This is a genomic window from Sphingomonas citri (genome assembly GCF_019429485.1).
Taxonomy (GTDB): Bacteria; Pseudomonadota; Alphaproteobacteria; order Sphingomonadales; family Sphingomonadaceae; genus Sphingomonas; species Sphingomonas citri.
The window spans coordinates 336779-350029 of the sequence record NZ_JAHXZN010000002.1 but is presented as its reverse complement, the minus strand read 5'-3'; the positions used below and the strand labels follow the sequence as shown (position 1 = coordinate 350029).

The window sequence follows — 13251 nt, the reverse complement described above, 5'->3', positions numbered from 1 at the left end:
CGCGGTCACCGCGGTGCGGCGCCGAGCAGCGGCTGTACCGCCAGCATCGCCTGCGCGCGGTTGGTCACGCCCAACTTGCGGAAGATCGCGGTCATATGCGCCTTGATCGTGGCCTCGGTGACGTCGAGGTCGCGCGCGAGCTGCTTGTTCGAGCGACCGTCGGCGAGCGCGATCAGCACGCCGCGCTGCGCCGGCGAGAGCGTCTCGATGCGCGCGCGAAGGTCGCCGAGCTGGGGCGCGGCGCCGTTGATCGGTGGGAAGGCGGTCTGGCCCGCGTCGATCCGGCGCAGCCGCTCGGCCAAAGCGTCGAGCGGCAGACTCTTGAACAGATAGCCGGCGGCGCCGAGCGCGCGCGCCGCCTCGACCAGCGATGGCTCCTCGCTGGCGGTGACGAGCACCACCGGCGTCCGCGGCGCGTGCATCTGCAAGGTCAGCAGGCCCGAGAAGCCGTTCGCGTCGGGCAGGTGGAAGTCGAGCAGGATCATGCGGAACGGTCCGCGCGCGGCGGCCTCGCTCGCCTCGCCCACGGTACCCACCGCGACCACCGAGACGCCGGGCAGCGCCGCCCGTGCGGCAAGCGACAACCCCTCGCGAGTCAGCGGGTGATCGTCAGCGACGAGGGCTCGACCCCCTAATCTCTGCTCCTGCTCTGACATCATACCGACTTGCTTATCTTTTTTCCGGTAGGAAGGTTTCGCGATGGGACCGGTCTGTCGAGCGATTTTTCGACCGGAACGGTGGAACTTTGATGCGGATAAAGAAGAATCACTGTCTCATGCTCGTCGGACCCGCCGCGACCACGCTGCACGTCGCCGGCTGGCGGCTCTGCGACGGGGCGGCCGGTCCGTGCGCCGACGCCGGCCCGCCCGACGCCGCGCTCGTCGCGATCACGCCCGGCGCACCGGCGCCCGCGCGGGTTCGTGCGCTGGCCGAGGTGCCGTACCTCCCCGTGGTCGCGCTCGCGCCGGACGACTGGATCGACCGGCACGATTGGCGCGCGCTCGGCTATGACGCGGCGGTGTCGGCGGCGGCCATGCCCGAGGCGCTCGCCGGCGCGCTCGCGGACTGGCACCGCGACGCCACATGGGCGACGCTCGACCGGCTCGAGGCGAGCTTCGGTGCCGCCGAGGTGACGGCGCTGGTCGAGCGCTTCGGCGCGATGCTGGTGGCCGCGCGCGACGAGCGCGATCCGGCCGCACTGGCGGACATGGCGCATCGCGTCGCAGGAATCGCGGGGACGCTCGGCTTCGCCGCGCTCGGCCGGCTGTGGCTGCGCTTCTCGGAGGGCGAGACCGCGTTGGCCGACAGCGCGCGTCGCGCCGCGGCCCATGCGATCGAGACGATCGCGCGGCGCGGCTGAGCCGCGGGCTCAGCCGGCCAGCGGCGCGACGTCGACGTTGACCTCCATCGCCTGTGCGCCCGAGCCGAGCACCACACCGTCGACCGGCGCGATCTCGGCATAGTCGCGCCCGATCGCGACCACGACATGGTCGCTCGCCATCCAGATGCCGTTGGTGGGGTCGAGCCCAACCCAGCCGCGCGCGGGGCCGCACCACAGCAGCACCCAGGCGTGGGTGGCGTCGGCCCCGACCAGCCGCTCCTGTCCGGGCGGGGGCAGCGTGCGGATATAGCCCGAGGCGTAAGCGGCGGGCAGACCGGCGGCGCGCAGCCCGGTGATCATCACCTGGGCGAAATCCTGGCACACGCCGCGGCGTTGGCGGAACGCCTCGTGCGGCGGGGTGTCGACCAAGGTGGCGGCGGGATCGAAGACGAAGTCGCGCTGGATGCGCCGCGCCAGCGCGATTCCCGCGTCCAGCGCGTTGCGCCCGGGAGCGAGATCGGCGCGGCAATAATCGGCGATGGCGGGATCGAGCGGGATCAGCGGCGACGGGAAGAGATAGGCCGCCGGCCCGGCCGCGGAGAGGTCGTTCGAGGCGCGCGCCAGTGCCGCTACCTCCGCGAGCGATGGGTCGTCCGCCTGCGGCACGGGCACGGCGCGATCGATCGTCACGCGCGCGCGGCTCTCGATCGTCAGCGAGCGCACCGGCTCCTCGATCACCAGCCGCGCGACATGCGCCAGCCCGGCCTCGGCACGCGCCGGCTGGACACGCCCGGCCGGCGCGACCGTCAGCGCGTAGGACTCGACGCGCTGCCCCGGCCAGTCGATCGGGCGCAGCCGCAGGTTGCAGCGCGCGAACTTGACGGCATTCCCATAGTCGAAGCGGGTGACGTGGACGATGTCGTAGCGCATGACCTGTCCCGCGACGGCGGGAAGCGGCGCGGGCGTGAGCACGTCGCTCATGCCAGCGTCAGCCCGCCCGCGCGCAGCGGCTCCGCGCCCTGCAGGAAGTAGCGCCGCGCCACCGCGTCGGACAGCCGCCCGAGCCGCTGCTCGACCGCGAGCAGCAGCTCGCCGGTCAGCGTCGCGGCCTGTTCGGGCGCGACCATCGCGTACAGCTCGGTCGCCTCGATCTGCTGCGCCTCGGCCATGCCGTCGTCCTCCAGTACCGGCAGCCGGGCGAGATGGTCGCGGATCGCCTCGACCTGGAACATCAGCGCGCGCGGGTTGCCGGGATCGAGCACGACCAGGTCGAGCACGGGCACGCGCGCGATCCCGGTGAGATAGCGCTGGCGGTAGCTGATCTGACTGTCGCCGAGGTCGAGCAGGGTCGAGAGGTCGTCGAGCGAGGCACCGGTCGCGCCGAACACCCGCGCGGCGCGCGCGATCGCCTGCGCGCGCTCGATGCGCCGGCCGAGGTCGTGGAAGCGCCACGCCGCGGTTCGCCCCATATGCTCTGCCGACAGTCCCGCGATGGCGGCGTAGCGGCGCTGGAGCGAGCCGGCGCGGTCGAGCAGCCCGCGGTGCGTGGGGAAAGGCGCGTCGAGCAGCCGGATCATGTCGGCGGAGAGCCGGTCGCGCGAGCCGCCCGCGATCCGCTGCGCGTGCGCGTTGATCGCGGCGACCGACTGCCAGCCGTCGGCGCGCGCCTCCATCGCGGTGCGCGCGAACTGGGTGAGGTCGGCGCGGCGCAGCGATGGCGGTGCCGGCGCGGCACCCGCACCGACCAGCTCGTTGACCAATTTGCCAACCGTCGCGGTGCCGAGCGCGGCGCCGGCGTCTGCGTCGATCGAGTTGCCCAGCATCACGCGGATCACCGCGAGCATCGCCTCGCCGCGCTCGAGATAGCGGCCGAGCCAGAAGAAATTGTCCGCGACCCGGCTCGGCAGCGTGCCCGGATTGCGGCGCACGTGGAGCGTGTCGACCGCGGGCAGCAGCGACACCGGCGCGACCGGATCGCTACCATGAACGCAGACATCGGCGGACCAGCTGCCCTCGCCCATGACCGCCGCGCGTGGATCCGGGTGGGCGCCGATACGTGCGAAGCCGCCGGGCATCACCTGCCAGCGCCCGTCGCGGTCGCGCGCGGCGAAGACCCGCAGCGTGAAGGGGCGCGGCTCCATCCGGTCGGCGATCACCACGGGCATGGTCGAGAGGCGGACGATCTCCTGCCCGACATAGTCCTGCGGCCGCGCCGCCATCCCTTCCAGCAGCGCGGCACGCTGCGCCTCGGAGAGGTCGGCGCCTGCCACTGCCGCCTCGCCGGGCAGGCCGAGCGTGCGCGCGCCGAAGGCGGAGGAGAGCAGCAGCGACGGCAGCTCGGCGGCGACGTGCTGCGCCTCGCGTTCCTGGCCGCACCACCAAGTGGCGATGTTAGGCAGCATCAGGTCCGCACCGGTTAGCCGGGTGGCGAGCTGAGGCAGGAAGGCGCCGAACGCTGCACTCTCCAGCACCCCCGCGCCGGGCGCGTTGGCGAGCACGACATTGCCCGCGGCCCAGGCGTCGATCAGCCCCGGCACGCCGATGCGCGAGTGCGAGTCGAACGCGAGCGGGTCCAGCAGCCGCGGGTCGAGCCGCCGCCAGAGCGCGTCGACGCGCTTGAGCCCGCCGATCGTGCGCACGTACAGCCGGTCCTCGAGCGCGGCGAGATCGTCCCCCTCGACCAGCAGCAGCCCGAGGTAGCGTGCGAGATGCGCCTGCTCGGGATAGCTGGGATTGTAGCGGCCGGGGGTGAGCAGCCCGATCCGCGGGTCGCTGCGGCGGCACGCGGCGGCGAGCCCGTCGCGGAAGGCAGCGAAGAAGGGGGCGTGGCGGCGCACGTTGAGCCGCCCTTGCAATCCGCCGAGCGTGCGGCTCACCGCGAGCCGGTTCTCCAGCGCATAGCCTGCGCCGGTGGGCGCACGCAGCTGGTCGGCGAGCACGCGCCACTCCCCCGAGGGGCCGCGCCCGAGATCGACCGCGACGAAGCGGAGGTGATAGCCGCCTGGAGGCGTCAGGCCGACGAGCGGTCGGAGGAAATAGGGGCTGCCGGTGACGAGCGTGGCGGGCAGGTGGCCGCGCTCGACCAGCTGTGCCGCGCCGTACAGGTCCTGGAGGATCGTCTCGAGCAGGTCGGCGCGTTGGGCCACGCCGCGCTCGATCCGGGTCCACTCGTCGGCGTCGATCAGCAGCGGGATCGGGCTGACCGGCCACGGGCGCTCGCTGTCCTCGCCGATGATGCGGAAGCCAGTGCCGATGTCGGCGGCATGGCGCTGCACCCGCTCGCGCGCGTGGCCGAGATCATCGCCCGCGACGGCGGCGAGCTCCTCGAGCATCGCCAGCGCTGCGGTAGCCTCGCCCGCGCGCATCGCGTCGTCGGCGCCGCCGGCATAATCGTCGAGCCAGCGGCGGGCGTTGGTCCCGGCATCGAACAGGGCAGGCTGGGTCGCCACTCGGTCCTCCGTGCGCGGGCAGGGGCGACCCTAGGCGATGCCGCGGTGCAGTGCAAAGCCGCGGCGCGATGATTCAGCGCGCGACCGGCGGCGCGGGATAAGCGAGCACCGCGCCGGTATAGCGCTCCACCACAGCGCTGATCGGCGCGCCGTCGGGCAGCAGCAGCAATGCGCGGTTCTCGATCACGATCTCCGTCGCGTCGATCCCGGCGCGTTCCGGCCAGCGGTCTGACTCCCGCCTCTCCTGGCGCCGCGGAAACGCCGGCCAGAGGTGCCGGCTCGACAAGCTGTGACGGCGGAACTGCAGCGGCTGCGCGGCGCGGCCGAACGGCGTGTCGCTGGTGTCGAGCTGGCGATTGATGTCAGCCGTGAGCCGCGCGGGGACGTACCAATTGTCCGCGTCGGAGAGGACGTGCGTGCCGCAACGCAGCCGGACGTGCCGATAGCCGAGCCGTTCGGCGGCGGATACCTTGAGCAGGGCGCGGATCTCGGGCGGGGCGGGGCGCGCGTCGGCGCGGATCCGCTCGGCTCTGATCGTGGGATCGGCGGCCATGCGATGCTCGGCGCACCAGCCGTCGAGCACGAGCGTGGCGCTGTCGCTGGCCGCGAGACGGTCGCTCAGCGCATGCAACGCCGCGTCGGCGGCCAGGCGGTCCTGCGCGGTGCCGATCCAGGAGAGCTGCACCGACCCGATCGCGACCGGGGCAGCGGCGAGCGTCACGAGGGTCGGGGCGCGGAGGCGGCGGAGCGGCATCCGTCCATTATAGCGGCAGCCGGGCGCTAAGATCCTCTCCACTAGCGGCGAAGAGTTTGTCCCCACCCCCTCACACCTCGGGCAGCACCTGATCCGCGACGCCCCAGCCCTTGAGCGAGCGGCCGTTGGCGCGCGCGATCAGCTCGGCGGCGTCGCCGACGTGCCATCGTGCCGCGGTGTCGAGGTCGCGCAGCTCGGTCCAGGACACCGGCGCGGCCACCGGCGCCCCGGCGCGGGCGCGCGCGGCATAGGGCATGATCGCCGTGGCGCCGCGCTGATTGCGCAGATAGTCGATGAAGATCCGGCCCTTGCGCTTGGCCTTGCTCATGTTGGCGACGAAGCGCTCGGGCTCGGCCTGCGCCAGCGCGCGCGCGAACCGCTCGGCGAAGTCGCGCACCGCGGGCCATTCCGCCGCGGGCGTCAGCGGCACCACGACATGGATGCCCTTGCCGCCCGACAGCAGCGGGAAGCTCGTCAGGCCGAGCTCGGCGAGCTGCTCCTTGAGATGTTCGGCGGCGCGCTTGGTGGCGGCAAAGTCGAGATCCTCGTCGGGGTCGAGGTCGAACACCATCCGGTCGGGTCGCTCCAGCGCCGCCACGGTCGAGCCCCAGCCGTGGAACTCGATCGTCCCCATCTGGACGCAGGCGACGAGCCCGTCCGCCGAGTCGACGTAGAGGTAATTCTCGGTCGAGCCGTCCTTCTCGTGGATCGGCACCTGGTGCACGGCGTCGCCGAACGAGCCGGCGTCGTGCTTCTGGAAGAAGCAGTGTTTGGCGCGTCCCTGCGGACAGCGCACCAGGCTGACCGGGCGGTGCCCGACCCAGGGGAGCATGATCCCGGCGACGGCGAGATAATGATCGGCGAGATCGCCCTTGGTCACCTCGCTCTCCGGGAAGATGACGCGGTCGCGGCTCGACACCTTGATCGAGGTGGTCGGCGCCGCTGCGGCCTTCGGCGCCGGCGCGGGCCGCTCCACCACCACCTCGGCGGCCTTCTTGTCGCCGCGCAGGCCGAGGAAGCTCGGGTGGCGCAGCACGCCCTCGGGGGTGGTCTCGGTGAAGGCGATCTCGGCCACGAGCTTCGGGCTGACCCAGCGCGCGCCGCGTACCGCCGCGCGGGGCGCCGCGACGGTCGGCGTCTTTCGCTCGAGTTTCTCGAGTTGGGCGGTCAGCTCCTCGATCAGCGCGCCCGAGAAGCCGGTCCCGACCTTGCCGGCGTAGCGCAGTTCGCCGCCCTCGTTGACGCCGAGCAACAGCGAGCGAAAGCCGTGGCGCTTGTCCGACGGTGTCCAGCCGACCACGACGAACTCCTGCCGGCGCGTGCATTTCACCTTGAGCCACGCCTGGGTGCGCTTGCCGCGATAGAGCGCGTCGGCCTTCTTGGAGACCACGCCCTCGAAGCCCTCGCGGCACATCGTGTCGAACAGGCGCTCGCCTGCGCCAATGACATGCTCGGCGAACTGGAGCCGCTCCTCGCCCGCGCCGACCAGAGCGCGCAGCCGCTCCTTGCGCTGGACGTTGGCGAGCCCGCGCAGGTCCTCGCCGTCCTGCTCGAGCAGGTCGAAGGCGAAGAGCGTCATCGCGCCGCCCCCGCTGATCGCGTCCTTGAGCGTCGAGAAGTCCGGGCGTCCGTCCTTGAAGGCGACGATCTCGCCGTCGATCAGCGCGCTGCCGACCGGGAGCGCGCCCGCGGCTGACGCGATGCCGGCGAACTTGTCGGTCCAGTCCAGGCCGTTGCGCGTGTAGACCTTGGCCTGTCCCCCGGCGACCGCGACGAGCGCGCGATAGCCGTCGTACTTCACCTCATGGATCCAGTCGCTGCCGCCCGGCACCGAATCGACCAAGGTGCAGAGCTGCGGTGGCTCGTAGGCGGGCAGGGCGGCCTTGCGCGCGCGTTTGGACGGCCTGGCCTTCGCAGGCTTCGCTCTCGCCGCGGCGGCCTCTTCATGCGGCGGTGCGCCCTCGGCGATCTCCTGCATCGTGCGGCCGGTGGCGACGCTGGTCAGCGCGGTCTCGACCAGCGTGTCGGTCCCGCCGGCGAAGGCGTCGTCGATCTTGCGCAGCAGCCAGTTCTCGTTCTTCTCCTTCCCGCGCGGGCGCAACCGGATCAGCAGCCACTCGCCCTTCATCCGCTCGCCGTCGAGCACGAAGTGAAGATGGCCCTTGTCGAGGTCGCGCGCGCTCTTGCCCGCGACCGGCGACCAGGTGCCGCGATCCCACAGCATCACCGTGCCGCCGCCATACTCGCCCCTGGGGATCGTGCCCTCGAACGTGGCGTAGGAGAGCGGATGGTCCTCGGTGCGAACCGCGAGCCGTTTCTCGTCGGGGTCGAGGCTCGGCCCGCGCGTCACCGCCCAGCTCTTGAGCACGCCGTCGATCTCGAGCCGGAAGTCCCAGTGGAGGCGCGTCGCGTCGTGCTTCTGCACCATGAAGCTGTTGCCGTTGCCGGGTGCGAGCGTGCCCGCAGGCTCGGCGGTGCGGGTGAAGTCGCGCTTGGCGTTGTAGCGCGCGAGCGGGTCGGCGGGGGATGAGGGAGGGGAGGCGGGTGGGGCGCCTTCGACCTTCTTCCTCGTCACTCGACCTGATCCTCATGCGGGTGGCCGCTGCAAGACGCCATTGCCTCATCGACCGGTGTCATCCCGGATTCTGTCCGGGATCCACCGTGCTGCGTATTCAGAAGTAGATGCTCGCGCGGACGAGTGGATCCCGGACCAGGTCCGGGATGACGGAGGAGGAGAGCGACCCTCACGCGCTCTTCTTCGCCGCCGGCTTGCGCGCCGCCGGCTTCTTCGCCGGCGCGCGCTTCGTCGCCGGCTTCGCCGCGGCCCTACCCGAGCCGGCGTTCTCGTTGGCCGCGCCGCGCGAGCCCTCCATCGACTTCTTCAGCGCGGCCATGAGGTCGACCACGTTCGAGCCCGAGCGCCCGCCACCCTCGTCCTTGTCCTCGATGATCTTGCGCCCGTGCGCCTTGCGCTTGCGCTCGATCAGCCCACGCAGCGCGTCGACGTAGCGGTCGTGGAACTCCTGCGGGTCGAAGGCGCCGCTCTTCTTCTCGATCAGCGCCTCGGCCAGGTCGAGCAGCTCGGGATCGGGCTTCTCGTCGGGGATGTCGCGGAAATAGCCCTGCGCCTTGTTGACCTCGTCGGCGTAGCGCAGCGTCTCCAGCACCATGCCGCGCCCGCACGGCTTCAGGCTGACGACATATTCGCGCCCGCGCATCGCCAGCTGGCCCAGCCCAACCTTCTTGGTCCGCCGCAGCGCCTCGCGCAGCACGATGAACGCTTCCTCGGCGAGGTCGTCGGCGGGGACGACGAAATAGGGCTTCTCGTAATAGAGCACGTCGATGTCGCTGGCATCGACGAACTGGGTGAGCTCCAGCGTCTTCTTCGACTCGAGCTTGACCGCGTCGATCTCGTCCTGCTCCAGCAGGACATATTCGCCCTTCTCGACCTCGAAGCCCTTGACGATCTCGTCGGTGTCGACCGGACCCATGCCCGGCACGACTTTCTCATATTTGATCCGCTTGCCCGAGGGTTCGTGGATCTGGTGGAAGCTGACCTGCGCGCCCGACTTGGTCGCCGAGTAGATCTCCACCGGGATCGACACCAGCGCGAGCCTGATCTGTCCCTGCCAATATGCCCGCGCGGCCATGTCGCTTCCCTTGTTCCGGAGGCGATTCAATCATTTGCTGCCGAGCGGGTTCCCTCGGTCCGGGTCACGCCCGATCGGGCGTGGAAATCGCGGCCCTTTTCGCCTAGATGCGCGGCATGGCCGACGATCCGATCGCGCTCTTCGACCGCTGGCTCGCCGAGGCGGAACAGAGCGAACTCAACGACCCCAACGCGATGGCGCTCGCCACCGCCGATGCCGGCGGACGGCCGTCGGTCCGCATGGTGCTGCTCAAGGGGCACGGCCCCGATGGCTTCGTCTTCTACACCAACCGCGGCAGCCGCAAGGCGGAGGAGCTCGGCGCCAATGCCCAGGCCTCGCTGCTATTCCACTGGAAGTCGCTGCGTCGTCAGGTGCGCGTCACCGGTGCGGTGAGCCCCGTCAGCGACGCCGAGAGCGACGCCTATTTCGCCTCGCGCGGCCGCGACTCGCAGCTCGGCGCCTGGGCCTCGGACCAGTCGCGCCCGCTCGATTCCCGCGCTATTTTCGAGGCGCGCGTCGAGGCGATACGCGAGCGGTTCGACGGACAGGACGTGCCGCGCCCGCCGTTCTGGGGCGGCTATCGCGTCGCCGCGGAGGAGATCGAATTTTGGCAGGATCGCGCGCACCGGCTGCACGAGCGACGGCTGTTCACTCGCGCGGGCGACTGCTGGAACGAGGGGCTGCTGTTCCCATGACCAATGAGGAACGCCGCCGCGTCGTGCCCTTGGCGATGCGCGCGGCGCTCGCCAGCGTGGCGATGGCCACGTCGCTGCTGGTAGTGAAGGGCTATGCCGCCTGGCACACCGGCTCGGTCGCGATGCTGGGCAGCCTGGCCGACACCGGGCTCGACCTGCTCGCCAGCCTGGTGACGCTGTACGGCGTCAAGCTCGCCGCCGAGCCCGCCGATCACGATCACCGCTTCGGTCACGGCAAGGCCGAGGCGCTCGCCGCGCTCTTCCAAGTGGTGCTGATTACCGCCTCGGCGATCGGCATCGCGGTGCGCGCGATCCAACGCTTCTCCGCGCCCGCCGCCAACGAGGACGCGGGGCTGGGCATCGGCGTCTCGGTGCTCGCCATCCTCGCCACCTTCGCGCTGCTCGCCTATCAGCGCAGCGTGATCCGGCGCACCGGCTCGGTCGCGATCCTGGCGGACAACGTTCATTATCAGTCGGACGTGCTGCTCAACGTGGCGGTGATCGCGGCGTTGGTGCTCGACCAATATGTCGGCCTGGCGGGCGCGGACCCGGTATTCGGCATCGCCATCGCTCTGTGGCTCGCCTGGGGCGCGTTCCAGGCGTCGAGCCAGGCGATCGACATGCTGATGGACAAGGAATGGCCCGAGGACCAGCGCGCCGCCTTCATGGAGGTGGCCGCGCGGCAGCCCGGCATCCGCGGCATCCACGATTTCCGCACGCGCCGCGCCGGCAGCCACGATTTCGCGCAGTTCCACATGGAGGTGGACCCGAGCCTCACCGTGCGCGACGCGCATGACATCGTCGAGCGGGTCGAGGTGGCGCTTCGCCAGACCTTCCCGCGCGTCGAGACGCTGATCCACCTCGACCCCGAGGGCCATGTCGACACCGACAATCCGCTGGTCGAGGCAGACGTCACGCCGCATTGGTTCGGCAAGCGAGTAGGCTATTGATGCGCATCCCCTTCGCCCAGATCGACGCCTTCGCCGACGCAGCCTTCGCAGGAAATCCGGCGGCGGTAATGCCGCTGACGAGCTGGCCCGAGGACCGGCTGCTCCAGCAGATCGCGGAGGAGAACAACCTCAGCGAGACCGCCTTCCTCGTCCCCGACTCGAGCGGCGACAGCGACTTCGAGCTGCGCTGGTTCACCCCGGCCGCGGAGGTGGCGCTGTGCGGGCATGCCACGCTGGCGAGCGGCCACTTCGTGCTCTCATCGGACGGTAACCGCGACTCGGTGCGCTTCCGCACGCGGCAGGCCGGCGTGCTCGAGGTCGCGCGCGCAGACGGCGCGGTGGGGGCGAGCTACGCCATGGCGCTGCCGGCGTGGAAGCCGACGCCGCGCGCGCTGCCGGAGATCGTCGCGGCGCTCGGGGTCGAGGCAGTCGAGACCTTGTGGCACGAGAAGGGCTATGCGCTCGTGATCGTCGCCGACGAGGCGGTGGTGCGGGCGGCGACGCCGGATGGGCGTGCGATCAAGGCGCTCGGGCCGTTCGTCCATATCGTCGCGGCGCGCGGCGAGACCGCCGAGGTGGTCAGCCGTGTCTTCACCGACTATTTCGACATCCCCGAGGACCCGGTGACCGGCTCAGCGCACGCGGTAATGGTGCCTTATTGGGCGGAGCAGCTCGGCCGCGACTCGTTCGGCGCGTTCCAGGCGAGCGCGCGGGGCGGGCGCGTGGGCTGCCGGCTCGACGGCGAGCGGGTGATCCTGCGCGGCGACTGCGTCACCGTGATCGAGGGTACGTTCCTCCTCCCCTGACTACATCCTACAATGAGGGAGACCGCCGCCCTCTCGGGCGCGAGCGTCATCGTGCGCGCTCCGCCGCTTTTCGCCTCCATGGGTCGGTCAAGGCATCTACTCACTTGTTTTCCGATCGGAGCAGTGTAGATTAGCGGTGACGGCGCGAGGCGCCGCCTATCTGAAGGGGATCGGAGTTGATGAAGAAGATCGTCGCCGGTGCGACCGGGATCTGCCTGGCGCTGGCGCTCGCCGCTTGCGGTTCGAAGACCAGCAACGACACCGCCGCCAACGACACGCTGGCGAATGAGACGGTGCTCAACGAGGAGCTGCCCACCGAGGGTAACTTCGCGTCGGTCGGCAACGGCACCGACCTGGGCGCGCTGCCCGCCAACGCGACCGGCGACAATGTGAGCGCCACCGCCGGCAACACGCTCTGATCCGAGTTTCGGCGCCTCTCCCACGGGCGCCGCACCGAACCGTCTAGTGCTCCCTAGACCAACCTCCGCCCGGCGCTCCCCCGCGCCGGGCGCTTGTTGTTGGCGCCCCGAGCGTCACTGCGGCCAAACGCCCCGGCGCGGCGATGGCGGCGCTTGCCCCCGGCCAGCCGTCTGGGTAACCGCCCGACGAGCCTCCGCAGTCCGGGACCGAGCGTGCCATACCTCGAGCAGAGCCGCCCGCGCCGCGCGCCCAACGTGCTGCCGCGGCTGATCTATCTCTGGCGGTTCGGGCGGCTGCCCGATCTCGCCGCACCGCGACGCTTCAGCGAGTTGGTGTATGCGCGCAAGTTGTTCGAACGCGACCCGCGCTGGCCCAAACTCGCCGACAAGGTCGCGGTGAAGGCGCATGTCGCCGCGGCCTTGGGCGGCGAGTGGGTGATCCTCACCTTGTGGCATGGCACCGCGCTCCCCGACGTGCCGCCCTGGCCGCGTCCCTTCGTGCTCAAGTCCTCGCACGCGAGCCAGCAGAACGTGTTCGTCCGCGCCGGCGAGTCGCTCGATTGGCCGGCGGTGCGGCGCCGCGCGGCACGCTGGCTGCGCCGGCCCTATGCGCCGCTGCTGCATGAGTGGCTCTACTCAGAGATCGCGCCGCAACTGCTGGTCGAGCCGCTGATCGGCTGCGGCCGTGAGCTGCCGGTCGACTATAAGTTCTTCGTGTTCGGCGGGCGAGTGGAGTTCATCCAGGTCGATCTCGACCGCGAGCATCGCCACCGCCGCGTGATGCTGGACCGCGCATGGCGCCGGCTCGACCTTGCCTTCGAATTTCCCGCTGATCCGCGCCCGGTGACTCCACCGGCGTCGCTCGATCGGATGATCGCGGCGGCCGAGACGCTCGGCGCCCCGCACGACTTCGCACGAGTAGATCTCTACGACGTCACCGGTCGACCTTATTTCGGTGAGTTCACGCTCTATCCCGGCTCGGGGCTCGATCGGTTCCGGCCGGTCGGTTGGGACCTCCACTTCGGCTCCTACTGGGCCGAGCGTCGGTCCGCGCTCCCTCAGGCAGCGAGGCGGTACGGCTCGTCCGTGACCGAGACCGGAACGATCGGCGCGGCGACCGGCGCCTCGGCAGCACGGGCGCGCTCGGCGCGACGATGGCTGATGATGAGGTAGACGAGCGAGAACATGGGAGATCCTAGGCTTGATG

Annotated in this window: 12 protein-coding genes; 6 read left to right on the top strand and 6 right to left on the bottom strand. The window is 70.9% G+C overall.

Features of this window, described 5'->3' with window-relative positions; genetic code table 11:
• Positions 1-5 precede the first annotated feature (5 nt).
• A complete protein-coding gene (locus tag KZ820_RS09745; protein WP_219748574.1) occupies positions 6-656 on the bottom strand; it encodes a response regulator in 651 nt (216 codons plus the stop codon).
• A gap of 119 nt (positions 657-775) precedes the next feature.
• Between KZ820_RS09745 and KZ820_RS09740 the strand changes: the two genes are divergently transcribed.
• Positions 776-1360 carry a hypothetical protein gene (locus tag KZ820_RS09740; RefSeq protein WP_219748424.1) on the top strand — a complete coding sequence of 195 codons (585 nt, stop codon included), beginning with the start codon at positions 776-778 and terminating at the stop codon, positions 1358-1360.
• 9 nt (positions 1361-1369) lie between these two features.
• Here KZ820_RS09740 and KZ820_RS09735 read toward each other — a convergent pair whose 3' ends face one another.
• The 5 genes from KZ820_RS09735 to ku form a co-directional block, all read right to left on the bottom strand.
• Entirely contained in the window at positions 1370-2251 is an 882-nt protein-coding gene (locus KZ820_RS09735; RefSeq protein WP_219748573.1) for a transglutaminase family protein, read from the bottom strand.
• Between the two features lie 47 nt (positions 2252-2298).
• A complete protein-coding gene (locus tag KZ820_RS09730) occupies positions 2299-4770 on the bottom strand; it encodes a circularly permuted type 2 ATP-grasp protein (protein ID WP_308462182.1) in 2472 nt (823 codons plus the stop codon).
• A gap of 73 nt (positions 4771-4843) precedes the next feature.
• Positions 4844-5524, bottom strand: a complete 681-nt coding sequence (locus KZ820_RS09725; RefSeq protein ID WP_219748423.1) for a hypothetical protein — start codon at positions 5522-5524, stop codon at positions 4844-4846.
• A gap of 70 nt (positions 5525-5594) precedes the next feature.
• Positions 5595-8099: a DNA ligase D gene (gene ligD / locus KZ820_RS09720; protein ID WP_219748422.1), complete on the bottom strand. Its 2505-nt coding sequence runs from the start codon at positions 8097-8099 to the stop codon at positions 5595-5597.
• Positions 8100-8268: 169 nt separating this feature from the next.
• Positions 8269-9174, bottom strand: coding sequence for a non-homologous end joining protein Ku (gene ku, locus KZ820_RS09715; protein WP_219748421.1), 906 nt, complete (start codon positions 9172-9174; stop codon positions 8269-8271).
• Positions 9175-9290: 116 nt separating this feature from the next.
• On the opposite strand from ku, the gene pdxH reads away from it, so the two are divergent.
• From pdxH to KZ820_RS09690, 5 genes are all read left to right on the top strand, one after another.
• On the top strand, positions 9291-9869 hold the full coding sequence (pdxH, locus tag KZ820_RS09710; RefSeq protein ID WP_219748420.1) for a pyridoxamine 5'-phosphate oxidase: 579 nt from the start codon (positions 9291-9293) through the stop codon (positions 9867-9869).
• Positions 9866-10819, top strand: a complete 954-nt coding sequence (locus tag KZ820_RS09705; RefSeq protein ID WP_219748419.1) for a cation diffusion facilitator family transporter — start codon at positions 9866-9868, stop codon at positions 10817-10819. The genes pdxH and KZ820_RS09705 overlap by 4 nt, the downstream gene beginning before the upstream one ends.
• Complete coding sequence (locus KZ820_RS09700; RefSeq protein ID WP_219748418.1) at positions 10819-11625, top strand: PhzF family phenazine biosynthesis protein; 807 nt, start codon at positions 10819-10821, stop codon at positions 11623-11625. The genes KZ820_RS09705 and KZ820_RS09700 overlap by 1 nt, the downstream gene beginning before the upstream one ends.
• Positions 11626-11804: 179 nt before the next feature.
• A complete protein-coding gene (locus tag KZ820_RS09695; protein ID WP_219748417.1) occupies positions 11805-12044 on the top strand; it encodes a hypothetical protein in 240 nt (79 codons plus the stop codon).
• Positions 12045-12257: 213 nt separating this feature from the next.
• Positions 12258-13217 carry an ATP-grasp fold amidoligase family protein gene (locus tag KZ820_RS09690; protein ID WP_219748416.1) on the top strand — a complete coding sequence of 320 codons (960 nt, stop codon included), beginning with the start codon at positions 12258-12260 and terminating at the stop codon, positions 13215-13217.
• Positions 13218-13251: the final 34 nt, after the last annotated feature.

Coding starts and splice junctions, on each gene's coding strand:
- KZ820_RS09700 (WP_219748418.1), top strand. CDS start 10,819: ATGCGCATCCCCTTCGCCCAGATCGACGCCTTCGCCGACGCAGCCTTC.
- KZ820_RS09740 (WP_219748424.1), top strand. CDS start 776: ATGCTCGTCGGACCCGCCGCGACCACGCTGCACGTCGCCGGCTGGCGG.
- KZ820_RS09695 (WP_219748417.1), top strand. CDS start 11,805: ATGAAGAAGATCGTCGCCGGTGCGACCGGGATCTGCCTGGCGCTGGCG.
- KZ820_RS09705 (WP_219748419.1), top strand. CDS start 9,866: ATGACCAATGAGGAACGCCGCCGCGTCGTGCCCTTGGCGATGCGCGCG.
- KZ820_RS09725 (WP_219748423.1), bottom strand. CDS start 5,524: ATGCCGCTCCGCCGCCTCCGCGCCCCGACCCTCGTGACGCTCGCCGCT.
- ku (WP_219748421.1), bottom strand. CDS start 9,174: ATGGCCGCGCGGGCATATTGGCAGGGACAGATCAGGCTCGCGCTGGTG.
- KZ820_RS09745 (WP_219748574.1), bottom strand. CDS start 656: ATGTCAGAGCAGGAGCAGAGATTAGGGGGTCGAGCCCTCGTCGCTGAC.
- KZ820_RS09735 (WP_219748573.1), bottom strand. CDS start 2,251: ATGCGCTACGACATCGTCCACGTCACCCGCTTCGACTATGGGAATGCC.
- pdxH (WP_219748420.1), top strand. CDS start 9,291: ATGGCCGACGATCCGATCGCGCTCTTCGACCGCTGGCTCGCCGAGGCG.